Below are 25123 nucleotides of genomic sequence, written 5' to 3' on the forward strand. Positions count from 1 at the left end.
ACGAGAGACCGACATGCTCGATTCCAAACTGTTACGTAGCAACCTTCAGGACGTAGCGGACCGCCTGGCATCCCGTGGCTTTGCCTTGGATGTTGCGCGCATCGAAGCGCTGGAAGAACAGCGCAAGACCGTCCAGACCCGCACCGAAGCACTGCAGGCTGAGCGTAATGCGCGTTCCAAATCCATCGGTCAGGCCAAGCAGCGCGGCGAAGACATCGCGCCGTTGATGGCGGACGTCGAGCGCATGGGCACCGAGCTGTCCGACGGCAAAGTCGAACTGGACAAGATTCAAGGCGAGCTGGATTCAATCCTGCTAGGCATTCCGAACCTGCCGCACGAGTCGGTGCCGGTCGGTGCGGACGAAGAGGGGAACGTCGAAGTGCGCCGCTGGGGCACGCCGAAGGCCTTTGATTTCGAGATCAAGGACCACGTCGCCCTGGGCGAACTCAGCGGTGGCCTGGATTTCGAAACCGCCGCCAAGCTGTCCGGCGCGCGCTTTGCCTTGCTGCGTGGTCCGATTGCCCGCCTGCATCGCGCCCTGGCGCAGTTCATGATCAACCTGCACACCGGCGAACACGGTTACGAAGAGGCTTACACGCCGTACCTGGTTCAGGCCCCGGCCCTGCAGGGTACCGGCCAGTTGCCGAAGTTCGAGGAAGACCTGTTCAAGATCAGCCGCGATGGCGAAGCCGACCTGTACCTGATCCCGACCGCCGAAGTGTCGCTGACCAACATCGTGGCCGGCGAGATCCTCGACGCCAAGCAGCTGCCGCTCAAGCTCGTCGCCCACACGCCATGCTTCCGCAGTGAAGCCGGTGCCTCCGGGCGCGACACTCGCGGCATGATCCGCCAGCACCAGTTCGACAAAGTCGAGATGGTGCAAGTGGTCGAGCCGTCGACCTCCATGGAGGCCCTCGAAGGCCTGACCGCCAACGCCGAACGCGTGCTGCAACTGCTGGAACTGCCGTACCGCGTGCTGGCACTGTGTACGGGTGACATGGGTTTCAGCGCCGTGAAAACCTACGACCTCGAAGTGTGGGTGCCGAGCCAGGACAAATACCGCGAGATCTCGTCGTGCTCCAACTGCGGTGATTTCCAGGCGCGTCGCATGCAGGCGCGTTTCCGCAACCCGGAAACCGGCAAGCCGGAACTGGTGCACACCCTCAACGGTTCGGGCCTGGCCGTAGGCCGTACCCTGGTGGCCGTGCTGGAAAACTACCAGCAGGCCGACGGTTCGATCCGTGTGCCGGACGTGCTCAAGCCTTACATGGCGGGCATCGAGGTCATCGGCTAAATGGAATTTCTGCCGCTGTTCCATAACCTGCGCGGCAGTCGTGTGTTGGTCGTCGGCGGCGGGGAGATTGCCTTGCGCAAGTCCCGGCTGTTGGCCGACGCTGGCGCGCTGCTGCGGGTGGTTGCTCCCCAGATCGAAAACCAGTTGCGTGAACTGGTGCAGGGCAGTGGCGGGGAACTGATCATGCGCGGTTATCAGGAGGCCGACCTCGACGGTTGCACCCTGATCATCGCCGCTACGGACGACGAACCGCTGAACGCGCAAGTGTCCAGCGATGCCAAACGCCGTTGCGTGCCGGTCAATGTGGTGGATGCGCCGGCCCTGTGCAGCGTGATCTTCCCGGCGATTGTCGACCGTTCGCCGTTGGTGATCGCGGTGTCCAGCGGCGGCGATGCGCCGGTGCTGGCACGCTTGATCCGGGCCAAGCTGGAAACCTGGATTCCGTCCACGTATGGCCAACTGGCCGGGCTGGCGGCGCGCTTTCGAGCCCAGGTCAAAGGGTTGTACCCGGATGTGCTGCAACGCCGCGCGTTCTGGGAAGAAGTCTTTCAGGGCCCGATTGCCGATCGGCAACTGGCCGGGCAGGGCGATGAAGCCGAGCGTCTGTTGATTGAAAAGGTCAACGGCGCACCGCCGAATGCGCCGGGCGAAGTCTACCTGGTTGGCGCCGGCCCCGGCGATCCGGACCTATTGACCTTCCGCGCCTTGCGTCTGATGCAGCAGGCCGATGTGGTGCTCTACGACCGCCTGGTGGCGCCAGCGATTCTTGAACTGTGCCGGCGTGACGCCGAGCGCGTGTACGTGGGCAAGCGGCGTGCTGACCACACCGTGCCTCAGGACCAGATCAACCAGCAACTGGTCGACCTGGCCAAGCAAGGCAAGCGTGTGCTGCGTCTCAAGGGTGGCGATCCGTTCATCTTTGGCCGTGGCGGCGAAGAGATCGAAGAACTGGCGGCCCATGGCATTCCGTTCCAGGTGGTGCCGGGCATCACGGCGGCCAGCGGTTGCGCGGCGTATGCCGGGATTCCGCTGACTCACCGCGACTATGCGCAATCGGTACGCTTTATCACCGGGCACTTGAAGAACGGCACCTCGGACCTGCCTTGGAGTGATCTGGTGGGCCCGTCGCAGACCCTGGTGTTCTACATGGGCTTGATCGGTTTGCCGATCATCTGCGAACAGTTGATCAAGCATGGACGTTCGGCGGACACCCCGGCGGCCTTGATCCAGCAGGGCACCACGTCCAACCAGCGCGTGTTCACCGGTACCTTGGCCGACTTGCCGCGCATGGTGGCGGAGCATGAAGTGCATGCGCCGACGCTGGTGATCGTCGGTGAGGTGGTAGTGCTGCGCGAGAAACTCAAATGGTTTGAAGGCGCCCAGGCCCAAGTCTGAGCCTAAATGCATCGGGGGCAAGCCCCCTCCCACATTGGAATGCATTCCAAAAAGTGGGAGGGGGCTTGCCCCCGATAAGGCCATTTGATCCAACCAGTCCTCCGGATCAGCTCCAGACACCCTTACCGCTCAACCGCCCACGATCATGCGGGGCATCAAACACCTGCAACGGCCCCTTGGGCACAATCCCCGTCGGATTGATGGTGCGGTGGCTGGCATAGTAATGCCCCTTGATGTGCTCAAAGTCTACCGTCTCGGCCACTCCCGGCCATTGATACAGTTCCCGCAACCAGTTCGACAAATTCGGATAATCCGCAATCCGGCGCAGGTTGCATTTGAAGTGGCTGTAATACACCGCATCAAAGCGAATCAGCGTGGTGAACAGCCGCACATCGGCCTCGGTCAGGTATTCACCGGCCAGGTAGCGATGCTCGCCGAGGTGCTGTTCCAGGTGGTCAAGTTCGGCAAACAGATCATCGAACGCACGTTCATACGCCTGCTGCGACGTGGCGAAACCTGCGCGGTACACGCCGTTGTTCACGGCTGGGTAGATGCGCTCGTTCAACGCGTCGATGCTCGGGCGCAGAGCCTCGGGGTAGAAGTCCAGGGTGTTGCCGGTCAGCCCGTTGAACGCACTGTTGAACATGCGGATGATCTCCGCTGATTCATTGCTGACGATGCGCTTGAGGTGTTTGTCCCACAGCACCGGCACCGTGACGCGCCCGGTGTAATCGGCCGTGTCGGCGGTGTAGCGCTGGTGCATGAAGTCGAAGCCATCGAGCGTGTCGCCGCTGGAGCCGTGGGCCTTGTCGAAGGTCCAGCCGTTTTCCAGCATCAGCCAACTGACCACGGACACGTCGATCAGGCCTTCCAGGCCTTTGAGTTTGCGCAGGATCAGTGTGCGATGGGCCCATGGACAGGCGAGCGACACATACAGGTGGTAGCGACCGGCTTCGGCCTTGAAGCCACCTTCGCCGCTGGGGCCGGGCTGGCCGTCAGCGGTCACCCAGTGGCGGCGTTGCGCCTGTTCCCGCTGGAAAGCGCCATCCGCGCTACTTTCGTACCACTGGTCGTGCCAGTGTCCTTCGATCAGCAAACCCATGACTGGCTCCTTGGCTAATAAGCGTTAGAGCCCAGTCTAAAGGCATGAGTTCGAACTAAAAGCGCAAAAACTGCGGCGCAATGATCGATTAAATCGATTTATCCCGCGCATCCCAGTAGTGCTGGGCCAGTTCGAACGCTCGCTCGCGCGGATGACCCAGACCGCGCAAGGCCAGGGCCATGGTGGCGATCAAGGCGAGTTGCGGGTAGCTGTCCTCGACATCGCCGCGCCACAGCGCTTTCAACTGCTCGGGCTCCAGGCTGGCCGGTTTGACATGGCGCTGGGCGGAGAGGGCGGGCCATTCTTCATCCCAACTTTCGCCGCCGGTGGTGCCGTAGAGGTGGCTGATCGTGTCGGGGTTGATCTCGATCTCACCGCCATCGCCCTTGACCACAATCACATTGTCGCCGAGCAGGCCGCTGGCATCGCGGTGTACACCCTGGTAACCGGGGTGGAAGATGCTTTGCAGGCCGCAGCGGGCGTTCAGTGGGTTGAGCAGGCGTGCCAGGGAGTGGATCGGCGAGCGCAGGCCCAGGGTGTTGCGCAGGTCGATCATGCGTTGCAGTTGCGGTGCCCAATCGCCCAGCGGGATGAACGCCAGGTTGCCGTGCGCGAAAGCCGTCTCGACCTGCTGCCAATTGCGGCACAGCGGGATCTGCAGGCCTTCGAGCAATTGTTCGGTGTACAACCGGCCAGCGGTGTGGGCGCCGCCGCCATGCATGAGGATGCGCACACCGTTCTGCGCCAGGCACTTGGCGGCCAGCAGGAACCACGGCAGGTGGCGCTTTTTGCCGGCGTAGGTCGGCCAGTCGACATCCACCTTCAGCGCCGGCGCGTGCAGGCGCTCGCGGACTGCTTCGGTGAAACCGGCGAGTTCTTCCGGGCTTTCCTCTTCGTGGCGCAGCAGCATGAGGAAGGCGCCGAGCTGGGTGTCTTCGACTTTTTCGTCAAGCAGCATGCCCATGGCTTCGCGGGCTTCTTCGCGGGTCAGGTTGCGCGCGCCGCGCTTGCCTTTGCCCAGGATACGCACGAACGGCGCAAACGGGTGCTCGGCGGGGGTTTCAAGGGTCAGCGGGGCAAAGTCGGTCATAAGCAATTCGTCGGCCTAGGCAGGCCCGCCAGCTTGGCGGCGAGTTTGGCGGGAGTGCCGTTGAACAGTTTATTCAGGTGCAGGCTGTTGCCCTTGTCTGCGCCCAGCTTCAAGGCGGTGTACTTGATCAGCGGGCGCGTGGCGGGGGACAGCTGGAATTCTTGATAGAACTGGCGCAGCAGCTCGAGGATTTCCCAGTGCGCCGGGGTCAACTCGAGGGCTTCGGCGGCGGCCAGGGCGTTGGCCACGTCGACCGACCACTCGTTCAGGTCGACGAGGTAGCCGTCCTTGTCCAGTTCGAGGGCATGCGTGCCCACGGTCAGGGTGTTCATAGCCAGGAGTTGACCTTGTCGTAGTCGATAGACAGTTGCACGAAACCTGGGTAATCCACGCAGTCGGCCCAGTCGGGCAGCGGCAGGTTGCGCGCCAGGCTGTCTTCGGCCAGCACAAACACCTTCACGCCCTTGAGTTGCAGGGCCGGGTGATGCAGCCCGTAGGCGCCGTCGCCACAGAGCAGGATCGCATCGTCGCTGCCGCAGATGCGCAGGCAGCTGTCGAGGCGGCTATCGGTAAACGGGGAGTGGGACACCACATGTAGAGTCGACATCAGAGGGTTATCACCTGGTCGTAACGGTCAATCAACTGGGAGATCTGTTCGTTGTTCAGCGGCTGCGCATTGACCGGGTGCGTCAGCCCGCGCGCGGCCAGGCTGTGCTCGCAGGCAAACACCTCGTCGATACCGAACAGCCCCAGTGCCTGCAGGTTGGCGCCGAGGTCTTTTTGCTGCACGGCCTTGGCGTCCTGGTGCGGTGCCAGTTGGAACACGCCGTCATCCAGAAACAGCAGGCCGATGGGCAGATCGAACGCGCCGCCGGCCAACACGATATCCAACGCTTCCCGCGCGCTCGGCCCGGACCACGGTGCTTGGCGGCTGATCACCAGCAAGGATGTGGACATGTCACGGCCCTCCAAAACAGATCAAGCGGTCGGCGGTCTGGCTCGCGTCGTGCAATTGGCCAAGGCCCGACAGCTCCCATGGCGCCTCCACGTTCACCGCGCTGCGTTGGTAGCGTGCGGCTTCTTCACTGTTGAGCACACCACGGCGCAGGGCGGCGGCGATGCAGACCACGGCATCCAACTGATGTGCGCTGACAAACTCACGCCATTGGCGGGCGATGTCTTGCTCATCCTGTGGCGCAACGATGCTGTTGGAGGCGCTGTAAACGCCATCCTGATAAAAAAACAGCCGCACAATCTCATGCCCGCCGGCCAGCGCCGCCTGGGCGAACAGCAAGGCGCGACGCGAGGAGGGCGCATGGGCGGCGGAAAACACTGCTATCGCGAATTTCATGGAACACCCTGCAAGCAAACGTGGGCCAATGATAAGGCCGCCGCCGGGAAAAAGCCCGCCGTGATCAAAACGGTCACGGCCGCTGATCGTTCTGACGATTGCCCTGGGCGCTGAAGGCTGACTACGCTGTGGTCTGTCAAATCGGAAACGGAGTCTCCATGTCAGGTCCCTTGGCGTCCCTTAAAGTACTGGATTTTTCCACCTTGCTGCCCGGCCCGTTCGCTTCGCTGATGCTGGCGGACATGGGCGCCGAGGTGCTGCGCATCGAATCGCCCACGCGCATGGACCTGCTACGCGTGCTGCCGCCCCATGATCAGGGCACCTCGGCGAGTCATGCTTACCTCAATCGCAATAAGCGCAGCCTCGCCCTGGATCTGAAGCAGGCCGAGGCGCTGGAGATTGTGCGCGAACTGGTCAAGGGCTACGACATCGTGCTCGAACAGTTTCGCCCTGGGGTGATGGAACGCCTGGGCCTGGGGTATGCGGCGTTGAAGGCGATCAACCCGCGGCTGATTTATGTGTCGATCACCGGGTACGGTCAGACCGGCCCCTACAAGGATCGCGCCGGGCACGATATCAACTATCTGGCGTTGGCTGGAGTGGCCAGCCATACCGGGCGTCAGGGCAGCGGGCCGCTGCCCTTGGGCGTGCAATTGGCAGATGTCGCCGGCGGCTCGCTGCACGCGGTGGTGGGCCTGCTCGCGGCGGTGATTGCGCGGCAACAGAGCGGCGTCGGCCAATACTTGGATGTGAGCATGACCGACTGCTCGTTCAGCTTGAATGCCATGGCCGGTGCTGGATACCTGGCCTGTGGCGTGGAGCCCGGTTGGGAGACCCATGTGCTCAATGGCGGCAGTTTCTACGATTATTACCGCTCCCGTGATGGGCGCTGGATGTCGGTGGGCAGTCTGGAGCCGGCGTTTATGCAGCAATTGTGTGCAACGTTGGGACGACCGGAGTTGGCGGCACAAGGCTTGTCGCCCAAGCCTGCGCAGCAAAAGGCGCTCAAGCAGGCGCTGCAGGTTGAGTTCGAGAAGCGCAGTTTTGAGGAACTGTGCGAGTTGTTTGCCGGGGTGGATGCGTGCGTGGAACCGGTGTTGAGTCTGAGCGAAGGCGTGGAGCATCCGCAGTTGAAGGCGCGGGAGTTGGTCGCCCAGGTGCCTCGGGCCGACGGCTCGACCCAGGCGCAAATGGCTTGCCCGCTTAAGTTCTCCGAGGGGTTGCCAGCGCCCCGGCATATTGGGGTCGCTGTGGGCGCACACAGTGATGAAGTGCTGATGGAGTTGGGCTTGAGCCCACAGCGCATCAGCGAACTGCGCAGCGCCAAGGTGATTGTGTAGTGACTGGGCGGGCGCTATCGGGAGCAAGCCCCCTCCCACATTTGACTGCATTCCAAAGGATGTACGCGGTCAAAATGTGGGAGGGGGCTTGCCCCCGATGAGGCGCTTACAGGCACCGCACCTTTCACTCGACGCGGGTTTCCCCGGTAAACACCAACGTCTGCCGACAGCGCCTGCACAGATAACGCCGCCCCTGCCTCACCAGCCCATGGCGCTGTGACGAAAACGGGAAGTCGCTGTCGGCACACGGGCAGCGGTAGATATAGCGGGTCACCTGGCGACGCTTGATTTCATAGGTGTGGCAACGGTCCGGCGGCAGTTCATACACGCCGCGCATGATCAGTTGCCATTCCTCGCCATGGGGCTGGATGCGTTCGCCAAACAATTGGTGGGCGATCAGGTGCGCCACTTCATGGGCCACGGTCTGTTTGAGGAAGTGTTGGCTGTTTTCTCGGTACAACTGTGGGTTGAAGCGCAGCAGGTTCTCGTGCAAATGCGCGACACCGGCCTTCTGGCCCCGCAGTTTGAGGCTGACCTGGGGGCGTTTGAAGTTTCGTTTGAAAAAGGATTCGGCTAGCAGGAAACAATCTTCGACGCGGGTATTGAGTTGCTCGGGCATGCTGTACCTATCTCCAGAGGCGCTCAGTATGCCGCAAAGGCGGGTGTTTCCGAATCGGTCAGGCGCCGAATGGTCATGCATGACGCACAAAGCCACCTTGCGGTGGCCTTGCCTGCTGGGTGAAACCGCTTAGTTGGTATAGATCGGGCCAACGCCCAGGCCCCAGACGATCACAGTAAACGCCATGATTGCCACCAGCACGACCAGGCCCACGGCCAACACCGAGCTGGAAAACAGGAAGCCTTCGTCCGGATCGATGCTCATGAACGTCGGTAACCCCACATACAGCAGGTACACCGTGTAACAGATCGCCGCCGTGCCGACGACCATCCCCAGCCACATGTGCGGGTAGAGCGCCGCCAGCCCGCCGATAAACAGCGGTGTGGCGGTGTAGGTGGCAAAGGCGATACAACGCGCCATGCTGGGGCTGGCGTCGTAGGTGCGCGCCATCCAGTGAATGAAGGCGCCCATGACCGCTACGCCGCCGAGCATCGCCACGTAAGACATGAGGGTCATCCACAAGGCGCTTTCCTGGGTCAGCATGACCGGGGAGCGGTTGCCGATGACCCAGCCGATCTGAGTGGTGCCGATATAGGCTGATACGGCGGGGATCGCCGCAAGAATCAAGGTGTGTGTGAGGTACATGTGGCCGACGCTTTCTTCTTTATCGCCACGAATTTCCCGCCATTCCTGGTCGGGATGGGTAAAAAGCCCCACGACGTGATGGATCATGCCAGTCACTCCTGTTGTTATTACCATCGCCCCCCATCGGAGCGCCCACGGGCCAGATGGCCTGAAAGGTCTGGATAGTTATGTGCGACCTCAAGTCGCAGTATAGGAAGTGATGACCGGAAAAACCGTAGGGCTTTAGAGCAAATTGCGCTGTAAACAGCGGGCTTAATCGCGGCGCGGTCTGTAGGTTGGCAATGCAGTCAAGTGTGGGAGGGGGCTTGCTCCCGATGGCAGTCTGTCACTAACAAATGGGTGGCTGACACCCCGCTATCGGGAGCAAGCCCCCTCCCACATTGGAACTTGGTCAACCTTACCGGTAAAATACCGCGCTTTTCGTCACACACCTCTAGCGGATCCAAGCGCCATGGGCACTCTTACGGTCAACCAGAACAAACTGCAAAAACGCCTGCGTCGCCTGGCCGGTGAAGCGGTCGCCGACTTCAACATGATCGAGGACGGCGATAAGGTCATGGTCTGCCTCTCCGGCGGCAAAGATAGCTACACCCTGCTCGACGTGCTGCTGCACTTGCAAAAGGTCGCGCCGATCAAGTTCGAGATCGTCGCCGTCAACATGGACCAGAAACAACCGGGCTTCCCCGAAGACGTACTGCCGGCCTACTTCAAGGCATTGGGCATCGAGTACCACATCGTCGAAAAAGACACCTATTCGGTGGTCAAGGAGCTGATCCCGGAGGGCAAGACCACCTGTTCGCTGTGTTCGCGCCTGCGCCGTGGCACGCTCTACACGTTTGCCGATGAGATCGGTGCGACCAAGATGGCCCTGGGGCATCACCGCGACGATATCGTCGAGACGTTCTTCCTCAACATGTTCTTCAACGGCTCCCTCAAGGCCATGCCGCCCAAGCTGCGCGCCGATGACGGACGCAACGTGGTGATTCGCCCGCTGGCGTATTGCAACGAGAAGGACATCCAGGCCTACTCCGATTTCAAGCAATTCCCGATCATCCCGTGCAACCTGTGCGGCTCCCAGGAAAACCTGCAGCGCCAGGTGGTCAAGGAGATGCTCCAGGACTGGGAACGCAAGACCCCGGGGCGGACCGAGAGTATCTTCCGCAGCTTGCAGAACGTGATCCCATCGCAGTTAGCCGACCGTAACCTGTTCGACTTCACCAGCCTGCGTATCGACGAGAGCGCCGCTTCGCGCTTCGTCAACGTAGTGAACCTCTGACGCTTTTCAACGCTCTGAACGACGGCGCTCACAGGCGCCGTTTTCATTTCAATCCCCAGGAGAGGGCATGCGCGATTACAAATGGCTGCACGAATATTGTCTGAACCGCTTCGGTTCGGCGGCCGAGCTGGAAGCCCACCTGCCTGTCCCCAACACCCCGGCGCAATTACGCCAGATCAGTGATGATCGTTACCTGTCGACCCTGGCGCTGCGGGTTTTTCGCGCCGGGCTCAAGCACAGCGTGGTGGATGCCAAATGGCCCGCGTTCGAGCAGGTGTTCTTTGGCTTCGACCCGGAAAAAGTCGTGCTGATGGGCGCCGAGCACCTGGAGCGCTTGATGCAGGACACGCGCATCATCCGCCACTTGGGCAAGCTCAAGAGCGTGCCGCGCAACGCGCAGATGATCCTCGACATCGCCCAGGAGAAGGGCAGTTTCGGCGCGTTTATCGCCGATTGGCCGGTGACCGACATCGTCGGGTTGTGGAAATACTTGAGCAAGCACGGTCATCAGTTGGGCGGGCTGTCGGCGCCGCGCTTTCTGCGCATGGTGGGCAAGGATACGTTCGTGCCGAGCGATGACGTGGTCGCGGCACTGCACGCGCAGAAGATCGTCGACAAGGCCCCCACCAGCCTGCGCGACCTGGCGACGGTGCAGGGGGCGTTCAACCAGTGGCATGCCGAGAGTGGGCGGCCGATGTGCCAGTTGTCGATGATGCTGGCGTATACGGTCAATCATTGAAACCGAGGTGACGCCATCGCGGGCAAGCCCACTCCCACAAGCACAAGGAACTGCATTCCAAGCGTGGGGCTTGCTCGCGCTGACGGCGGGTCAGGCTGGCTGACCCTCGCCCGCCAAGCGCCGATCCAACTGGAACCGCCAGCGCACATACAGCAGCGCCGTACAGAACAGCGCCAGGCTCGCGAGCATTTCCAGCACACCGAACCACTGGCGGTTCGGGTCATAGGCCGCCAGCGCGCCCTTGATGAAATACAGGTTCACCACAAAGCACATCCACGAGTGTCCGCGCGCGCTGCCGCTCACCATCCCCGGCGCCAGCACCAGCAGCGGCACCAACTCGATCAGCAGGATCACCCACGGGCGTGCGCCGTGCAGGTCGGCGATGAACAGGTAATACACGCAGAGCAGACCGACCAGGCCGAAAAACGCCAGCAGGCTCAGCGCGCGTGCGACTTTGACCCGCGGCGCCAGCCAGGCCTGGGGTGGCAGGATTTTAGGTTTTTTGGCCACGGCCGTTCTCCAGCAGCACAGCGGTTTTCGCCAGGCGCAGGCCAAGGGCCTTGCACAGGGCGATTTCATGTTGATCCAGCAGGCGCTTGCCGTCGGGCCCGGCATGGTGGCTGGCGCCGTAAGGCGTGCCGCCACCCTGGGTGTCGAGCAGCGCTTGTTCGCTGTAAGGCAGGCCGGTGATCAGCATGCCGTGGTGCAGCAGCGGCAGCAGCATCGACATCAGCGTGGTTTCCTGGCCGCCGTGCAGGCTGGCGGTGGAGGTAAATACCCCGGCCGGTTTGCCGACCAGGGCGCCGGTCAGCCAGAGGTTACTGGTGCCGTCGATAAAGTACTTCAACGGCGCGGCCATATTGCCGAAGCGGGTCGGGCTGCCCAGGGCCAGGCCTGAACAGTTCTTCAAATCATCCAGGCTGGCATACAGCGCGCCTTCGGCCGGAATGCTCGGCGCTACGGCTTCGCACTCGGTGGAGATCGCCGGCACGGTGCGCAGGCGTGCTTCCATCCCGCCTTGTTCGATACCTCGGGCAATGTGCCGGGCCATTTCGCTGACCGAGCCGTTGCGGCTGTAATACAACACCAGCACATACGGCGTACTCACGGCAGGATCTCCAGCACGTTCTCCGGCGGCCGGCCGATGATGGCTTTGTCGCTGGTTTCGAGGATCGGACGTTCCATCAACTTGGGGTGCTCGGCGATGGCGGCGATCAACTGTGTTTCGCTGAGCGTCGCGTCATCCAGGTTGAGGGTTTTGTATTCCTCTTCGCCGGTGCGCAGTAGTTGGCGTGCGCTGAGCCCCAGTTTGGTCAGCAGGGCTTTCAATTGCGCGGCATTCAGCGGGGTTTCCAGGTAGCGCACCACCGTCGGGGCGAGGCCGCGAGCTTCCAGCAGTTCGAGCGCTCCGCGGGATTTCGAGCAGCGCGGGTTGTGATAAAGCGTCAGATCGGTCATGTGCGGGTCGCATCTTGCGTAAGGTGGCGGGTATTCTACCTGCGCTGCGCCCGGTCCTTAAACCGTAAGAGGCGATCAGCCGCAGCCAACGTTCATTTTTGCGAAGGATTATCCCATGACAAGGCGACTGATCGGTGCATTGGCGATCATCACAACCCTGCTGCTCAGCGGCTGCGGTAATGACTACGGCGTTGACCAATATGGCCAGAAAGTAGCGGCCGAGCGCTTGGACAAGCAATGGCTGGTGGTCAACTACTGGGCGGAATGGTGTGGCCCTTGTCGCACGGAAATTCCTGAGCTCAACGCCTTGTCGGAACAGTTGAAAGGGCAGAACGTCGGCGTGTTCGGAGTCAATTTCGACAATGTGCAGGGCGCAGAACTGAAGGACGCCAGCGACAAGCTGGGCATCAAGTTCACTGTGCTGGCACAGAACCCGGACGGGATCTTTGATATTCCACGCAGCGAAGCGTTGCCGGTGACTTACATCATCGATGACAAGGGCAAGGTGCGTGAGCAGTTGATGGGCGAGCAGACGGCGCAAGGCGTGCTGGCCAAACTCAAGGCCCTGCGCGGTTGAATATGTAGGAGGGGCTTGCTCCCGATGGCGGTGTGTCAGTCGATACACGAGCTGACTGATAGGTCGTCATCGGGAGCAAGCCCCCTCCCACAGTTAGATCACATTGAGCCTGCGGGCTTCGCTATCAGCCTTCTTCAAGCCACAGGCGAATGGGTTTGCCTTCGGCAGGCCAGAAACGGGTCTGCTCGATCGGCGAGATGTCCCAGCGCTCAACGCCTTGCAGGGCCTGGAAGAAACGGTGTTCCTGTTCCATCAGGGCGTCGCCGCAGAGTTTGCGGGTACTGCCGATCTTGCCGAAGCTGAGTTTGTCGCCCTCCACGGTGTACGGTGCAAACCAGTGGTTGCACCCGCCGTTGCCGTAGGCGCGACCATCGGCGCCCAGGGTGACACTCAGGTGCGCGTAATCCATCAGCGGCCGCTCACCGATCCATTCCACCACGTAGCTGTGATCCTGCTCGAGCTTTACCGCATCACCGGCGCAGCCCATCAGGCCGGCCCCGACGGCGGCCAGCAGAAGCAGGCCCTTCATTGCGCAGCCTTCTGGCATTTCGGGCAGCGGTGCTTGGCGCCTTCGCTGGCCCAGCCCAACTCGGCAATGCGCGCATTGGCGGCCGGTTGCAGCGGTTCCTTGGTCAGCTTGGTCTCCACCGCGAATTCAAACTCCAGCACGGCCTCGCAGCTGTCGCAGTTGACGTTCCAGGTGTGAATCTCCAGTTCGCCGAACTTCGGCCCCTGGGCCATGGCGACCCACTGGCCCGCCGGGCGGATGGAGTAGCGCGCGTCACCTTCGACGGTGAGGCGCATCGACAGGGTTTTACTGCCGCGCAGGGTGACGATCAGTACGTCGCCATGCTTGATCGAACCACCGTTGCCGGTGACCTGGTAACGGCCCGGCACCAGGGCGCGGCATTCGATCAGGGTGTGTTGCGGGCTCAGCAAGCTGAAGCGGAAATCGTGTTCGGCCATGGTTCCTCCAAATAGGCGCGGCATCCTAGCACGCGCGCCTGCGGATCATGCGCCTGGTATGTGACCGCTGATCATCCGTCGACACGATTCTGCGCACGGCCATCGGCCCAGGCCGCGATATTGGCCAGGGTGGTGTCGGCGATCGCCGCCAGGGCCTCGCGGGTGAGGAATGCCTGGTGCGCGGTGATGATCACGTTGGGGAACGTCAGCAGGCGCGCGAGCACGTCGTCTTGCAGGGGCAGGTCGGAACGGTCCTCGAAAAACAGCTGGGCTTCTTCTTCGTACACATCCAGCCCCAGGTAGCCGAGTTGGCCGTCCTTGAGCGCTTCGATCAGCGCGGGGGTGTCCACCAGGCCACCGCGTCCGGTGTTGATCAGCATCGCGCCGGGCTGCATCTGCGCCAGGGAGCGCGCATTGATCAGGTGCTTGCTGTCGGCGGTGAGCGGGCAGTGCAGGCTGATGATCTGCGCCTCGGCCAGCAGTTCGGGCAGGCTCACATAGCGAGCGCCGAGGGCCTGGACCAGCGGGTTGGGAAACGGGTCGTAGGCCAGCAGGTGGCAGCCGAAGCCGGCCATGATTTTGGCGAAGGTGGCGCCGATCTGCCCGGTGCCGACCACGCCGACGGTCTTGCCGACGAGGTCGAAGCCAGTCAGGCCGTGCAGGCTGAAGTCGCCCTCGCGGGTGCGGTTGTAGGCACGATGCAGGCGCCGGTTCAATGCGAGAATCAGCGCCACGGCGTGTTCGGCGATGGCATGCGGCGAATAGGCGGGCACCCGCACGATGGTCAGGCCCAGGCGCTTGGCGGCGGCGAGGTCGACATGGTTGTAACCGGCCGAGCGCAGCGCGATCAAGCGGGTGCCGCCCTTGGCCAGGTGCTCGAGCACGGGTGCGCTGAGGTCATCGTTGATAAACGCGCAGACCGCTTCGTGGTGTTCGGCCAGGGCCACGGTGTCGAGGGTGAGCCGGGCGGGCTGGAATTGCAGTTCCAGGCCGGGCGGTAGCGGCACGCCGAGAAAACTGTCGCGGTCGTAGGTCTGGCTGCTGAAAAGAATGACGCGCATTAAAATGCTCCCTGCAATCTATGTTTTGGTAACGCGGACCCTGTGGGAGCGAGCGCACCCGCTCCCACACAAGTCCGCCTCCATAAAAAGTGTCAGGCGCTGACCCTCGCTTCACTGGCCAACCGGGCAATGGCCATGTCCAGCTCGTCCAGCGCGGCCATGGCCTTGGCGTCGTCCTGCTTGAGCAGGGTTTCGGCGCGTTGGCAGGCGGCGCGCAGTTGCGGCACGCCGCAGTAACGGGTGGCGCCGTGCAGGCGATGGACGCGTTCGATCAAGGCGTGGTTGTCATTGGCTTCGCGGGCGAGGGTAATCGCCAGGCGGTCGGCTTCCAGGGAGGCGAGCAACATCGCGAGCATGTCCGCCGCCAGGTCAGCCTTGCCCGCGGCCAGTCGCAGGCCTTCCTCGTGGTCCAGCACGAGCAATCGCACGCCTGGGCCGAGGCCTTCGGTCGGGCGTTCCGGCCCTTGGTTGCGCAGGGCCAGGCCGGTCCATTTCAACACCACCTGGGCCAATTGCCGCTCGCTGATGGGTTTGGTCAGGTAGTCGTCCATGCCGCTTTGCAGCAGCGCACGCTTTTCGTTGGCCATGGCGTGGGCGGTGAGGGCCACCACCGGCAGCGGCGTGCCGTGGCGCTCGCTTTCCCACTGGCGAATCGCCTCGGTACTTTGGCGCCCGTCAATGCCCGGCATCTGCACGTCCATCAGCACCAGGTCGAAGGTTTCCTGCTTGACTGCCTCGATGGCCGCGTAACCGCTTTCCACTGCCTGGACTTTGGCGCCCATGTCTTCCAGCAGGGTTTGCACCAGTAATAGGTTGGCCGGGTTGTCATCCACACAGAGCACGCGGGGCGCGCGGCTGGAGAGTGGCTCGCCCGGCTCGGAGCGAGAGGGGCGCGGGCTGATCAGGTCGGCCAGGGCGCGGCGCAGCTTGCGCGTACACGCGGGCTTGGCCTGCAACTGACTGTTGGGGTTGGGCACCGACTGGTTGAACAGCATTTGCTCGGTGGTCGGGCACAGCACCAGTACCTTGCAGCCCAGGTGTTCGAGGTCCCACAGATGCTGGTTGAGGCGCTCGGGCGGGATGTCATTGGCAGTGACGCCGAGTACCGCCAGGTCGATCGCCTGTTCGGTCTGGTGCGCGCTGGTGATGCCGTTGGTCAGGCTTTCCAGGGTATTGAACGGCGTGACTTCCAGGCCGCAGTCTTCGAGTTGGTGCTGCAAGGCCTGGCGCGCCAGTTCGTGGTTTTCCAGCACGGCCACGCGGCGGCCGAGCAGCGGCGCAGAGGGCAGGTCTTCGACGTCGTCGCGGGTCTTGGGCAGGTTCAGGCTGATCCAGAATTCCGAGCCTTCGCCCGGTGTGCTGTCGACGCCGATTTCGCCGCCCATCTGTTCGATCAAGCGCTTGGAAATCACCAGGCCCAGGCCGGTGCCGCCCGGTTGGCGCGACAGCGAATTGTCGGCCTGGCTGAACGCCTGGAACAGCGTGCGCACGTCCTGGCTGGACAGGCCGATGCCGGTGTCTTGCACACTGATGCGCAGTTGCACGCTGTCTTCCTGTTCATCCTCGATCATCGCGCGGGCCACGATGGTGCCTTCGCGGGTGAACTTGATCGCATTGCTGATCAGGTTGGTCAGAATCTGCTTGAGGCGCAGCGGGTCACCCACCAATGCCAGCGGTGTGTCGCGGTACACCAGGCTCACCAGTTCTAGCTGTTTGGCATGGGCGGCGGGGGCGAGGATGGTCAGGGTGTCTTGCAGCAAGTCCCGCAGGTTGAAGGGCACGCTGTCGAGTACCAGCTTGCCGGCTTCGATCTTCGAGAAGTCGAGGATCTCGTTGATGATGCCCAGCAGGTTATCGGCGGACTTTTCGATGGTGCCCAGGTAATCCAACTGGCGCGGCGTCAGCTCGCTTTTTTGCAGCAGGTGGGTGAAACCGAGGATGCCGTTGAGCGGCGTGCGGATTTCGTGGCTCATATTGGCCAGGAACTCCGACTTGATGCGGCTGGCCTCCAGGGCTTCCTTGCGCGCCAGGTCCAGCTCGATGTTCTGGATTTCGATGGTTTCCAGGTTCTGGCGCACGTCTTCGGTGGCCTGGTCGATGCTGTGCTGCAGTTCTTCCCGGGCGTTCTGTAGGGTCTCGGCCATGCGGTTGATGCCCGAGGCGAGTTGATCCAGTTCCTGGCTGCCCAGCGCAGGCAAGCGGGTTTCCAGGTTGCCGTCCTTGAGTTGGGCCACGGCTTGCTTGATCTGGCCGATCGGCGAATTGATGGTGCGGCTGATACGCAGGGCCAGGGCCGCCGTGCAGATCAGGCCGATGGCGATCAACAGCAGGCTGGCGAACAGGCTGCGGTAACCGCGCAGCAACATGCCGTTGTGGGACAGTTCCACCTCGACCCAACCGAGCAGGCGGTCGGCTTCATCGGGGATCAGCTCGCCGGCAAGGTTGCGATGGCGCCCAAACACCGGCAGCAGGTAGCGGGTGGCATCGTTGCCGGTGCGCTGCAACAGGTGTGAGCTGTTACCCGCCGGCGGCGGGTTGAGCATGGTCGGGCCGGCGTGGGCCATGGACGAGCGGTCCGGTGCGAGGAAAGAAACGGCGCGCACGTCCGGTTGTTCCAGAGATTGGGTGGCGATGCGTTCCAGCAGGTCGGTGTTCTTGCTGCTCAGGGCGGGAGCCGCCAACGGGGCCAACTGCTCGGCGATCATTTCGCCGCGTTGCAGCAACTGGGACTGCAACTCCGAGAGCTGCATCCAGGTGAAATAGCCGCCCAGCAATAAGGCCATCAGGCTGGTCGGTAATAAGGTCAGCAACAGTACGCGGCCTTTTATCCCCATTCTTGTAAGCACGCCACTCTCCTGCAACCACGTTGTTATCAATCGTCCGTGCAGGCATCCGGCCCGCGTCACCCGCGCAGTGTAGCCATTTGCGCGGTCTGGAATCTTGCAAATTAATCACGGATGGCAATCTACGAGCCATTTGGCACGACGTGGCGATTGCCTGGCGGAGGGGAATCTTGAATAATCAGTGATTGAGAATTACTTGCAGACGCTAATGAATCCCGCAGCAATTGGCCTACCCAGTATCCTGACCATCGAAGATGACCCCGTGCTGGGCGCCTATGTCCATGAGCATCTGGGGCGCTGTGGCTTCCAGGTCACGTGGTGCCAGAACGGTCAGCAAGGCCTGAAAATGGCCCGCGAGCAAGCCTTCGACGTGGTGTTGATGGACATTCTGCTACCTGGGTTGGATGGGCTGGAGATCCTCACGCACCTGCGCCAGAGCCATTCGGTGCCGGTGATCCTGGTGTCGGCCCTGGGCGCCGAAGCCGATCGCGTGAACGGCTTTCGCCTGGGCGCGGACGATTACCTGCCCAAGCCGTTCAGCATGGTCGAGTTGCGGGTGCGTATCGAAGCCATCCTGCGCCGGGTGGCCCTGGATCGCCGCCCGCTGGCGAGTTTGCCGCCCGTGCGCGACGACGCCCGTAGCCTGCGCTTTGACGACGAACTGTCCGACGTCTTCTACCAGCGACACTGGGCCGGCTTGACCCGCAGCGAGTACCGCCTGCTGCACACCTTGCACAGCAGCGGCGAGGAAGTGCTGAGCAAGGCCTTCCTTTATCAGCATGTGCTGCAGCGCGGTTATGCGCCGCATGACCGCAGCCTCGACATGCATATCAGCCAGACTCGCCGCAAACTCAAAGCCATCGGCTACAGCGAGCGTGAAGTGTGCACGGTGTGGGGCAAGGGCTATGTGCTGAGCGGTCACGATGACGGCCTTTGAAGGGGGCTTGAAACGGCTGCCGGGTAAACACTCGTTATTCTGGAAACTGGCCTGCCTGCTGATTGCCTTCTGTTTGTTGATGATCTGGCTCAGTTGGTCCTGGGGTCGGTACATGGAGCAGCAGAACGCCTACCTGTCCGAAACCTCTCGCGAGATTCTCAGCGGTTATGCGGCGGGAGCGGAGTTGGCCTGGAGGACCCAGGACAGTGCCGGCGTGGACGCCTGGCTGCAACTGATGGCGGCGCGTGAAAGCATCTGGATCGGCGTGATCGGCAACGACCTGCAGTCCCTTGGCAGCACGCCGTTGACCGACAAGGAAAGTCAGCGCCTGACCTTCCTGCGTGGCCTGGACTGGCCGGTCAGCCGCCACGTCAAAGGCCTGCCATGGTTGAAAATCCCGTTTCCCCTGGACCCCAGCGTCGGCTCGCTGGTGATCGAGTTGCCCCAGCGCTTTATGCCGGGACGTTACCAACTGTTTTGGCGGGTGGTGACCAATGGCGTGATTCCCGGTCTGTTTACCCTGTTGTTGTGCATCGGCCTCTATCGGCTGCTGATCGTGCCGCTGAACCAGCTGCGCGAGCAGGCCAATGCCTGGCGTGTCGACCAATTGAACACACGGCTGTCCTACGCAGCCACCAGTCGTCAGGATGAATTGGGCGAGCTGGGTCGGGCATTTGACCATATGTCCGAGCGTTTGCAGGGCACGGTGGTGTTGCAGCAACAGTTGTTGCGGGACATGTCCCATGAACTGCGCACCCCTCTGAGCCGTTTGCGCGTGGCTTGTGACAGCGAGCAGGATCTGGCGCAACTGCGTGAACGGTTGGGGCGAGAGATCGACGCGATGCAGCGCCTGGTGGAGGACAGTCTTCAATTGGCCTGGCTGGATACCGAACGGACGCCGCTGCCTGTCGAAGATATTCAGGTTCAGGCGCTCTGGGACATGCTCAAGGAAAACGCCTGTTTCGAAAGCGATTGGCCAGCCTCGCGGCTGCCATGCTTGCTGGGGCAAGACTGTTGGGTACGCGGCAATCTGAACGCATCGGCCCAGGCCTTGGAAAATATCCTGCGCAACGCCATACGGCATTCACCGGTGGACGGTGTCGTCAGCCTGGATGGGCGCCGTGATGGCGAATACTGGCACCTGTGGCTGGAGGATCAGGGCGGGGGCATTGATGAGCGCGACCTAGAACGGATCTTCGCGCCGTTTACCCGTTTGGATGGCTCACGACCTGGCGACGGCGGCTTCGGGCTAGGGTTGAGCATCGCGCGCAATGCGGTGCAGCGTCAGGACGGTAGCCTGTGGGCGGAAAATACCGGCCAAGGCTTGCGTGTGCATGTGCGTTTGCTGGCAGCCTAGGGCTCAAGCGCGACGCTGTTTGCGTTTTTTCCATTGGTGCGCGACCCACCAGCGCCAGTACCCCATGGTCAGGCAATAAGCCAGCGTGCCCAGCACCGCGCCCAGTACCACCGAACCGAGCAGGAACGGCTGCCACAGCGTGCTCAACTGCCCGCTGATCCACTCCCATGTCATGTCGTGAGGCAGGCTGCGCGGTGGCACATTCATCAGCCAGGCGCCAGTCATGTAGGTACACAGAAACACCACCGGCATGGTGATCGGGTTGGTCAACCACACCAGGCTGATGGCAATCGGCATATTGCCACGCACGGTGATTGCCAGCGCTGCCGCCAATAGCATCTGCAAGGGGATCGGGATAAAGGCCGCGAACAGGCCCACCGCCATGGCGCGCGCCACCGAGTGCCGATTCAGGTGCCAGAGGTTCGGGTCATGCAACAAGGTGCCAAGAAACTGTAATGACTTGTGTTCCCTGATACTCGTGGGGTCGGGCATGTACCGTTTGAATAAGCGCCGGGGCATAAGGGGTCCAGGTCAGATCGAGGGGCAAGTATGCCCGCATTCTATAAACAGAAAATTCAGACTTTGTGACAAAACATCATAGGCGGTGCCCGGGCGGCGGCTAAGACTGAGTGGATCACTTCAAAGGAATGATCCATGAGGACAGGGATGTTCGCGCTTGCACTCGGGCTGCTTGCGCTGCGATTTCTACCCGCACTGCCGCCTACCGGGGCGCTGTTGGCCCTGCTGCTGGTGGCGTTGATGCTGCTGCCGTTTCGTACTTACCCGCTGGCGTTTTTCCTATTCGGCTTGAGCTGGGCGTGCATGAGCGCGCAGTGGGCGCTGGATGACCGCTTGCGTCCGGCGCTCGACGGCCAGACACGTTGGCTGGAGGGGCGCGTGACCGGGTTGCCGCAGCAGACCGACAGCGGCGTGCGTTTCGAACTGACCGACAGCCGGTCGCGCAAAGCCCGGCTGCCCGCGCGGATTCGGCTGTCCTGGCACGGTGGGCCACCGGTACGCAGCGGTGAACGCTGGCGCCTCGCGGTGACGCTTAAACGTCCGTCGGGCTTGCTCAACTTCCATGGCGTTGACCATGAAGCCTGGCTGCTGGCCCAACGTATTGGCGCCACCGGCTCGGTGAAGGACGGCGAACGCCTGGCGCCGGCCCGCAATGCTTGGCGCGACGCGGTCCGTCAGCGCTTGATGGCGGTGGATGCCCAAGGGCGCGAGGCAGGACTGGCGGCCCTGGTGCTGGGGGACGGATCGGGGCTGGCGGCCGAGGACTGGCGTGTCTTGCAGGACACCGGCACGGTGCATTTGCTGGTGATTTCCGGCCAGCACATCGGCCTGTTGGCGGGGTTGATCTACGCGCTCGTCGCCGCTCTGGCGCGCTACGGCTGCTGGCCGCGCACCTGGCCGTGGCTGCCGTGGGCGTGTGGCCTGGCGTTTAGCGCAGCGCTGGGGTACGGCCTGCTGGCGGGATTCGGCGTGCCGGTGCAGCGCGCCTGTGTGATGGTGGGGCTGGTGTTGCTGTGGCGTTTGCGTTTCCGTCATTTGGGCATCTGGTGGCCACTGTTGCTGGCGTTCAATGGTGTGCTGATCCTTGAACCCTTGGCCAGCTTGCAGCCGGGTTTCTGGCTGTCCTTTGCGGCGGTGGCGGTGCTGGCGCTGACTTTCGGTGGGCGATTGGGGCGGTGGAGCGTCTGGCAGGCATGGACCCGTCCGCAATGGTTGATTGCCATCGGTCTTTTCCCGGTGTTGCTGGTGCTCGGTTTGCCCATCAGTCTCAGCGCGCCGCTGGCCAATCTATTCGCGGTGCCGTGGATCAGTCTGGTGGTGTTGCCCCTAGCTTTACTAGGGACTGCACTGCTGGCGCTGCCGTTCGTGGGCGAGGGCTTGTTATGGCTGGCGGGTGGGGCGCTGGGCGGCTTGTTCAACGCCCTGGCGCTACTGGCGGCGCAATTACCTGCGTGGATACCGGCCGAGGTACCCGTGGGGTATTGGCTGGTAAGCCTGATCGGTGCGGTGTTGCTGCTGCTGCCCAAGGGCGTGCCGTTTCGGCTGCTGGGCTGGCCGATGCTGTTGTTGGCAGTGTTCCCGCCGCGCGAGCCGGTGCCCCACGGGCAGGTGGATGTGTTGCAGTTGGATGTCGGGCAAGGGCAGGCATTGATCCTGCGCACCCGCCATCACACCTTGCTCTACGATGCCGGCCCGCGCTCCGGGGCGGCCGATCTCGGCGCGCGGGTGGTGTTGCCGTCGCTGAAGAAACTCGGAATAGACGCTTTGGAGATGATGTTATTGAGCCATGCCGATGCCGATCATGCCGGCGGTGCGGCAGCTGTCGCCAGCGGGCTGCCGATCAAACGGGTCGTCGGTGGCGAAACCGAAGGGTTGCCGGCGTTTCTTCACACTCAGCCTTGTATCAGCGGTGAGCAGTGGGTGTGGGATGGTGTGTCATTTGAACTTTGGCAATGGCCCGACGCCATTAGCAGCAACCCGAAGTCCTGTGTATTGCAGGTGCAGGCCAATGGCGAACGCCTGCTGCTCACTGGCGATATCGATCGTGCCGCTGAGAAGGCGTTTCTGGCCTCGGCCCTGGCGGTGCCGACCGATTGGCTGCAAGCACCTCACCACGGTAGCCGCAGCTCTTCATCCGGGCCCTTTCTGCAGCGGCTGGCGCCGAAATCGGTGCTGATTTCCCGAGGGCGTGGCAATGCGTTCGGCCATCCTCATCCGCAGGTGGTGGAACGCTATCAAGCATTGGGTAGTCAGGTGTATGACAGCGCCGAACAGGGTGCGGTGCGTTTGCGATTAGGGACCTTCGCGCCACCGATTGTTGCGCGCAGTCAACGCCGCTTCTGGCGAGAAGCGTTACCGTAACCGGGCGTTACCAATGACCGAAGCCTGCGACAGGCGGGTCGTGGGTCGACGAGCCCCGCTGCCTGACCTATATGGTAAAGTGGCGCACTTTTTCGAGGGGACATTCACTGTGTGGGAATTGGTCAAATCCGGCGGCTGGATGATGTTGCCGATCATCTTGAGCTCCATCGCCGCACTCGGCATCGTTGCCGAACGCCTGTGGACCCTGCGCGCCAGTCGCGTCACGCCCGAGCATCTGCTGGGACAGGTCTGGGGCTGGATCAAGAACAAGCAACTCGACAAGCAGAAACTCAAGGAACTGCGCGCCAATTCGCCCCTGGGTGAAATCCTCGCGGCCGGGTTGGCCAACTCCAAGCATGGTCGCGAGATCATGAAAGAGTGCATTGAAGAGGCCGCGGCGCGGGTTATCCATGAGCTGGAGCGTTATATCAACGCCCTCGGCACTATCGCCGCCATGGCACCGTTGCTCGGTCTGCTGGGCACAGTCCTGGGCATGATCGATATTTTCAGCTCGTTCATGGGCTCGGGCATGACCACCAACGCGTCGGTGCTGGCCGGTGGTATCTCGAAGGCCTTGATCACCACGGCGGCGGGTCTGATGGTCGGTATTCCCTCGGTGTTCTTCCACCGTTTCCTGCAACGCCGGATCGATGAGCTCGTGGTCGGCATGGAGCAGGAAGCCATCAAGCTGGTGGAAGTGGTGCAGGGCGATCGTGACGTGGACCTGGTCGGGGGCAAAGCGTGAAATTTCGCCGCAAGCAACGGGAAAATGTTGATATCAACCTCGCGTCGCTGATCGACGTGGTGTTTATCCTGCTGCTGTTTTTTGTCGTGACCACCACCTTTACACGGCAGACCGAGCTGCGGGTCGATTTGCCGGAAGCGGTCAGCGGCTCGCCGGCCGAGGACCAGGAGGTCAAGCAACTGGATATCGCCATCAGTGCCGACGGCGTGTTTTCAGTGAATAACCAGTTGCTCGAGAAGAACGACCTCAACAGCCTGATGGAGGCCCTGCAGAAAGAGTCCGGTGGCGATACCAAGATGCCACTCTCCATCAGTGCCGATGGCAAGACCCAGCACCAGGCGGTGATTACCGCGATGGACGCTGCTGGCAAGCTGGGGTTCAGCCACTTGCGCATGAGCACCGTCGAGGCGGCGAGCCAACCCTGATGGCCATGTCCGATCGTTTGCTCAAGGCCTGGTACGAGGGCCATCCGGCGCTGACGTTGTTGCGGCCGCTGGAGTCGCTGTATCGCGCGGTGGTGCAGCGCAAGCGCGCGCGCTTCCTGGCGGGCGAGGGCGAGATCTACCAATCGCCGGTGCCGGTGGTGGTGGTCGGTAACATCACCGTGGGCGGGACTGGCAAGACACCGTTGATCCTGTGGTTGATTGAGCACTGCCAACGTAGCGGTTTGCGCGTGGGCGTGGTCAGTCGCGGGTATGGCGCCAAGCCACCGCAATTGCCGTGGCGGGTCGAGGCCGGCCACAGTGCCGAAGTGGCTGGCGATGAACCCTTGCTGATCGTGCAGCGCTGCGGCGTCCCCTTGATGATCGACCCTGACCGCAGTCGCGCGGTGAAGACGCTGCTGGCCAGCGAAACCCTGGACCTGATCCTCTCCGACGACGGCCTGCAGCATTACCGGCTGGCTCGCGACCTTGAACTGGTGCTGATCGACGCCGCTCGGGGCCTGGGCAATCGCCGCTGCCTGCCTGCCGGGCCGTTGCGCGAACCGGTGGAGCGCCTGCAGAGCGTGGATGCGCTGCTCTATAATGGCGCCGGGGCCGATCGCGAAGATGGCTTCGCCTTTTGCCTGCGGCCCACGGCGTTGGTCAACTTGCAAACCGGCGAGCGCCAGCCGGTCGATTACTTCCCAGCAGGCCAGCAGGTGCATGCGGTCGCCGGGATCGGCAACCCGCAACGTTTCTTCAACACCCTTGAAACGCTACACTGGCAACCGATACCCCATGTTTTTGCCGACCATGCGCCCTACAGCGCCGAGGTCTTGAATTTCACACCATCATTGCCGCTGGTCATGACCGAGAAGGACGCGGTGAAGTGCCGCGTCTTTGCCCAGCCTGACTGGTGGTACCTTGCGGTGGATGCGGTGCCGTCGCCGGCGTTTGTCGCCTGGTTCGACACGCAACTGATGCGTCTGTTGCCCTCCCGTCTCTTGCCTTAAACGCTTCATTCCA

General features: G+C 62.4%; 28 protein-coding genes. 12 read left to right on the forward strand and 16 right to left on the reverse strand.

Translation table 11 applies throughout. The features are described 5' to 3' along the window. Nucleotides 1-13 precede the first annotated feature (13 nt). Together serS and cysG are read left to right on the forward strand one after the other, a co-directional pair. Nucleotides 14-1294, forward strand: a complete 1281-nt coding sequence (serS, locus tag ACP7CJ_RS17665; protein WP_276197533.1) for a serine--tRNA ligase — start codon at nt 14-16, stop codon at nt 1292-1294. Then, entirely contained in the window at nt 1295-2689 is a 1395-nt protein-coding gene (cysG, locus tag ACP7CJ_RS17670) for a siroheme synthase CysG (RefSeq protein ID WP_426100848.1), read from the forward strand. A 106-nt stretch (nt 2690-2795) separates the two neighbouring features. Here cysG and ACP7CJ_RS17675 read toward each other — a convergent pair whose 3' ends face one another. From ACP7CJ_RS17675 to tusD, 6 genes are all read right to left on the reverse strand, one after another. Next, nucleotides 2796-3791: a glutathione S-transferase family protein gene (locus ACP7CJ_RS17675; RefSeq protein WP_426100850.1), complete on the reverse strand. Its 996-nt coding sequence runs from the start codon at nt 3789-3791 to the stop codon at nt 2796-2798. Nucleotides 3792-3879: 88 nt separating this feature from the next. Beyond that, entirely contained in the window at nt 3880-4881 is a 1002-nt protein-coding gene (locus ACP7CJ_RS17680; protein WP_426100852.1) for a glycosyl transferase family protein, read from the reverse strand. Then, complete coding sequence (locus ACP7CJ_RS17685; RefSeq protein WP_247404614.1) at nt 4878-5213, reverse strand: TusE/DsrC/DsvC family sulfur relay protein; 336 nt, start codon at nt 5211-5213, stop codon at nt 4878-4880. The genes ACP7CJ_RS17680 and ACP7CJ_RS17685 overlap by 4 nt, the downstream gene beginning before the upstream one ends. Beyond that, the gene (gene tusB / locus ACP7CJ_RS17690) at nt 5210-5488 is read right to left on the reverse strand and encodes a sulfurtransferase complex subunit TusB (protein ID WP_247404616.1); all 279 of its coding nucleotides are present in this window, start codon (nt 5486-5488) and stop codon (nt 5210-5212) included. Before tusB ends, ACP7CJ_RS17685 begins: the two co-directional genes overlap by 4 nt. Then, nucleotides 5488-5838, reverse strand: coding sequence for a sulfurtransferase complex subunit TusC (gene tusC / locus ACP7CJ_RS17695; protein WP_321847684.1), 351 nt, complete (start codon nt 5836-5838; stop codon nt 5488-5490). The genes tusB and tusC overlap by 1 nt, the downstream gene beginning before the upstream one ends. Before the next feature lies 1 nt (nt 5839). Then, nucleotides 5840-6232 (reverse strand): sulfurtransferase complex subunit TusD, encoded by a 393-nt coding sequence (gene tusD / locus ACP7CJ_RS17700; RefSeq protein WP_426100854.1) that lies wholly within the window; start codon nt 6230-6232, stop codon nt 5840-5842. 158 nt (nt 6233-6390) lie between these two features. On the opposite strand from tusD, the gene ACP7CJ_RS17705 reads away from it, so the two are divergent. Beyond that, nucleotides 6391-7572, forward strand: a complete 1182-nt coding sequence (locus ACP7CJ_RS17705; RefSeq protein ID WP_426100856.1) for a CaiB/BaiF CoA transferase family protein — start codon at nt 6391-6393, stop codon at nt 7570-7572. A 124-nt stretch (nt 7573-7696) separates the two neighbouring features. Here the strand turns inward: ACP7CJ_RS17705 and ACP7CJ_RS17710 are convergent, their stop codons facing one another. Further along, a complete protein-coding gene (locus ACP7CJ_RS17710; RefSeq protein WP_247405138.1) occupies nt 7697-8191 on the reverse strand; it encodes a SprT family zinc-dependent metalloprotease in 495 nt (164 codons plus the stop codon). Nucleotides 8192-8320: 129 nt separating this feature from the next. Next, entirely contained in the window at nt 8321-8923 is a 603-nt protein-coding gene (locus tag ACP7CJ_RS17715; RefSeq protein WP_247405141.1) for a Yip1 family protein, read from the reverse strand. A 364-nt stretch (nt 8924-9287) separates the two neighbouring features. On the opposite strand from ACP7CJ_RS17715, the gene ttcA reads away from it, so the two are divergent. Both ttcA and ACP7CJ_RS17725 read left to right on the forward strand, forming a co-directional pair. Then, on the forward strand, nt 9288-10112 hold the full coding sequence (ttcA, locus tag ACP7CJ_RS17720) for a tRNA 2-thiocytidine(32) synthetase TtcA (RefSeq protein ID WP_426100858.1): 825 nt from the start codon (nt 9288-9290) through the stop codon (nt 10110-10112). A gap of 67 nt (nt 10113-10179) precedes the next feature. Further along, complete coding sequence (locus ACP7CJ_RS17725; RefSeq protein WP_276197543.1) at nt 10180-10851, forward strand: DNA-3-methyladenine glycosylase I; 672 nt, start codon at nt 10180-10182, stop codon at nt 10849-10851. A gap of 90 nt (nt 10852-10941) precedes the next feature. On the opposite strand, the gene ACP7CJ_RS17730 is transcribed toward ACP7CJ_RS17725, so the two are convergent. Genes ACP7CJ_RS17730 through arsC form a run of 3 tightly spaced genes read right to left on the reverse strand, consistent with a single transcriptional unit; the run spans nt 10942 to nt 12309 of the window. Beyond that, complete coding sequence (locus tag ACP7CJ_RS17730) at nt 10942-11361, reverse strand: DUF2069 domain-containing protein (protein WP_276197544.1); 420 nt, start codon at nt 11359-11361, stop codon at nt 10942-10944. Next, entirely contained in the window at nt 11345-11959 is a 615-nt protein-coding gene (gene wrbA, locus ACP7CJ_RS17735) for an NAD(P)H:quinone oxidoreductase (RefSeq protein WP_426100860.1), read from the reverse strand. Before wrbA ends, ACP7CJ_RS17730 begins: the two co-directional genes overlap by 17 nt. Next, nucleotides 11956-12309 carry an arsenate reductase (glutaredoxin) gene (gene arsC / locus ACP7CJ_RS17740; RefSeq protein WP_247405158.1) on the reverse strand — a complete coding sequence of 118 codons (354 nt, stop codon included), beginning with the start codon at nt 12307-12309 and terminating at the stop codon, nt 11956-11958. Before arsC ends, wrbA begins: the two co-directional genes overlap by 4 nt. Nucleotides 12310-12424: 115 nt before the next feature. Between arsC and ACP7CJ_RS17745 the strand changes: the two genes are divergently transcribed. Continuing rightward, nucleotides 12425-12886: a TlpA disulfide reductase family protein gene (locus ACP7CJ_RS17745; RefSeq protein WP_247405160.1), complete on the forward strand. Its 462-nt coding sequence runs from the start codon at nt 12425-12427 to the stop codon at nt 12884-12886. 124 nt (nt 12887-13010) lie between these two features. Here the strand turns inward: ACP7CJ_RS17745 and ACP7CJ_RS17750 are convergent, their stop codons facing one another. The 4 genes from ACP7CJ_RS17750 to ACP7CJ_RS17765 form a co-directional block, all read right to left on the reverse strand. Beyond that, nucleotides 13011-13415 (reverse strand): META domain-containing protein, encoded by a 405-nt coding sequence (locus ACP7CJ_RS17750; protein ID WP_253396716.1) that lies wholly within the window; start codon nt 13413-13415, stop codon nt 13011-13013. Then, on the reverse strand, nt 13412-13852 hold the full coding sequence (locus tag ACP7CJ_RS17755; RefSeq protein WP_169881558.1) for a hypothetical protein: 441 nt from the start codon (nt 13850-13852) through the stop codon (nt 13412-13414). The genes ACP7CJ_RS17750 and ACP7CJ_RS17755 overlap by 4 nt, the downstream gene beginning before the upstream one ends. 71 nt (nt 13853-13923) lie before the next feature. Next, entirely contained in the window at nt 13924-14913 is a 990-nt protein-coding gene (locus tag ACP7CJ_RS17760; protein ID WP_426100862.1) for a 2-hydroxyacid dehydrogenase, read from the reverse strand. 92 nt (nt 14914-15005) lie between these two features. Beyond that, nucleotides 15006-17759, reverse strand: coding sequence for a response regulator (locus ACP7CJ_RS17765; protein WP_276197547.1), 2754 nt, complete (start codon nt 17757-17759; stop codon nt 15006-15008). Between the two features lie 205 nt (nt 17760-17964). On the opposite strand from ACP7CJ_RS17765, the gene ACP7CJ_RS17770 reads away from it, so the two are divergent. Together ACP7CJ_RS17770 and ACP7CJ_RS17775 are read left to right on the forward strand one after the other, a co-directional pair. Beyond that, a complete protein-coding gene (locus ACP7CJ_RS17770; RefSeq protein ID WP_426100864.1) occupies nt 17965-18693 on the forward strand; it encodes a response regulator transcription factor in 729 nt (242 codons plus the stop codon). After that, nucleotides 18680-20050, forward strand: a complete 1371-nt coding sequence (locus ACP7CJ_RS17775; RefSeq protein WP_276197549.1) for a sensor histidine kinase — start codon at nt 18680-18682, stop codon at nt 20048-20050. Before ACP7CJ_RS17770 ends, ACP7CJ_RS17775 begins: the two co-directional genes overlap by 14 nt. A gap of 3 nt (nt 20051-20053) precedes the next feature. Here ACP7CJ_RS17775 and ACP7CJ_RS17780 read toward each other — a convergent pair whose 3' ends face one another. Beyond that, nucleotides 20054-20569: a DUF2062 domain-containing protein gene (locus ACP7CJ_RS17780; protein ID WP_426100866.1), complete on the reverse strand. Its 516-nt coding sequence runs from the start codon at nt 20567-20569 to the stop codon at nt 20054-20056. A 135-nt stretch (nt 20570-20704) separates the two neighbouring features. Between ACP7CJ_RS17780 and ACP7CJ_RS17785 the strand changes: the two genes are divergently transcribed. From ACP7CJ_RS17785 to lpxK, 4 genes are all read left to right on the forward strand, one after another. Continuing rightward, complete coding sequence (locus ACP7CJ_RS17785) at nt 20705-22930, forward strand: DNA internalization-related competence protein ComEC/Rec2 (RefSeq protein ID WP_426100867.1); 2226 nt, start codon at nt 20705-20707, stop codon at nt 22928-22930. A 109-nt stretch (nt 22931-23039) separates the two neighbouring features. Further along, nucleotides 23040-23675 (forward strand): MotA/TolQ/ExbB proton channel family protein, encoded by a 636-nt coding sequence (locus ACP7CJ_RS17790; RefSeq protein WP_276197552.1) that lies wholly within the window; start codon nt 23040-23042, stop codon nt 23673-23675. Then, nucleotides 23672-24100 carry an ExbD/TolR family protein gene (locus ACP7CJ_RS17795; RefSeq protein ID WP_024076131.1) on the forward strand — a complete coding sequence of 143 codons (429 nt, stop codon included), beginning with the start codon at nt 23672-23674 and terminating at the stop codon, nt 24098-24100. The genes ACP7CJ_RS17790 and ACP7CJ_RS17795 overlap by 4 nt, the downstream gene beginning before the upstream one ends. Next, nucleotides 24100-25110 (forward strand): tetraacyldisaccharide 4'-kinase, encoded by a 1011-nt coding sequence (gene lpxK, locus ACP7CJ_RS17800; protein WP_276197553.1) that lies wholly within the window; start codon nt 24100-24102, stop codon nt 25108-25110. Before ACP7CJ_RS17795 ends, lpxK begins: the two co-directional genes overlap by 1 nt. Nucleotides 25111-25123 lie beyond the last annotated feature (13 nt).

Source organism: Pseudomonas sp. PSPC3-2 (assembly GCF_049897085.1).
Classification (GTDB): domain Bacteria; phylum Pseudomonadota; class Gammaproteobacteria; order Pseudomonadales; family Pseudomonadaceae; genus Aquipseudomonas; species Aquipseudomonas paraveronii.

Bases quoted from the DNA above. Each gene is read 5' to 3' on its own strand.
- serS (WP_276197533.1), top strand. From the start codon at position 14: ATGCTCGATTCCAAACTGTTACGTAGCAACCTTCAGGACGTAGCGGAC.
- cysG (WP_426100848.1), top strand. From the start codon at position 1,295: ATGGAATTTCTGCCGCTGTTCCATAACCTGCGCGGCAGTCGTGTGTTG.
- ACP7CJ_RS17675 (WP_426100850.1), bottom strand. From the start codon at position 3,791: ATGGGTTTGCTGATCGAAGGACACTGGCACGACCAGTGGTACGAAAGT.
- ACP7CJ_RS17680 (WP_426100852.1), bottom strand. From the start codon at position 4,881: ATGACCGACTTTGCCCCGCTGACCCTTGAAACCCCCGCCGAGCACCCG.
- ACP7CJ_RS17685 (WP_247404614.1), bottom strand. From the start codon at position 5,213: ATGAACACCCTGACCGTGGGCACGCATGCCCTCGAACTGGACAAGGAC.
- tusB (WP_247404616.1), bottom strand. From the start codon at position 5,488: ATGTCGACTCTACATGTGGTGTCCCACTCCCCGTTTACCGATAGCCGC.
- tusC (WP_321847684.1), bottom strand. From the start codon at position 5,838: ATGTCCACATCCTTGCTGGTGATCAGCCGCCAAGCACCGTGGTCCGGG.
- tusD (WP_426100854.1), bottom strand. From the start codon at position 6,232: ATGAAATTCGCGATAGCAGTGTTTTCCGCCGCCCATGCGCCCTCCTCG.
- ACP7CJ_RS17705 (WP_426100856.1), top strand. From the start codon at position 6,391: ATGTCAGGTCCCTTGGCGTCCCTTAAAGTACTGGATTTTTCCACCTTG.
- ACP7CJ_RS17710 (WP_247405138.1), bottom strand. From the start codon at position 8,191: ATGCCCGAGCAACTCAATACCCGCGTCGAAGATTGTTTCCTGCTAGCC.
- ACP7CJ_RS17715 (WP_247405141.1), bottom strand. From the start codon at position 8,923: ATGATCCATCACGTCGTGGGGCTTTTTACCCATCCCGACCAGGAATGG.
- ttcA (WP_426100858.1), top strand. From the start codon at position 9,288: ATGGGCACTCTTACGGTCAACCAGAACAAACTGCAAAAACGCCTGCGT.
- ACP7CJ_RS17725 (WP_276197543.1), top strand. From the start codon at position 10,180: ATGCGCGATTACAAATGGCTGCACGAATATTGTCTGAACCGCTTCGGT.
- arsC (WP_247405158.1), bottom strand. From the start codon at position 12,309: ATGACCGATCTGACGCTTTATCACAACCCGCGCTGCTCGAAATCCCGC.
- ACP7CJ_RS17745 (WP_247405160.1), top strand. From the start codon at position 12,425: ATGACAAGGCGACTGATCGGTGCATTGGCGATCATCACAACCCTGCTG.
- ACP7CJ_RS17750 (WP_253396716.1), bottom strand. From the start codon at position 13,415: ATGAAGGGCCTGCTTCTGCTGGCCGCCGTCGGGGCCGGCCTGATGGGC.
- ACP7CJ_RS17755 (WP_169881558.1), bottom strand. From the start codon at position 13,852: ATGGCCGAACACGATTTCCGCTTCAGCTTGCTGAGCCCGCAACACACC.
- ACP7CJ_RS17760 (WP_426100862.1), bottom strand. From the start codon at position 14,913: ATGCGCGTCATTCTTTTCAGCAGCCAGACCTACGACCGCGACAGTTTT.
- ACP7CJ_RS17770 (WP_426100864.1), top strand. From the start codon at position 17,965: ATGAATCCCGCAGCAATTGGCCTACCCAGTATCCTGACCATCGAAGAT.
- ACP7CJ_RS17775 (WP_276197549.1), top strand. From the start codon at position 18,680: ATGACGGCCTTTGAAGGGGGCTTGAAACGGCTGCCGGGTAAACACTCG.
- ACP7CJ_RS17780 (WP_426100866.1), bottom strand. From the start codon at position 20,569: ATGCCCCGGCGCTTATTCAAACGGTACATGCCCGACCCCACGAGTATC.
- ACP7CJ_RS17785 (WP_426100867.1), top strand. From the start codon at position 20,705: ATGAGGACAGGGATGTTCGCGCTTGCACTCGGGCTGCTTGCGCTGCGA.
- lpxK (WP_276197553.1), top strand. From the start codon at position 24,100: ATGGCCATGTCCGATCGTTTGCTCAAGGCCTGGTACGAGGGCCATCCG.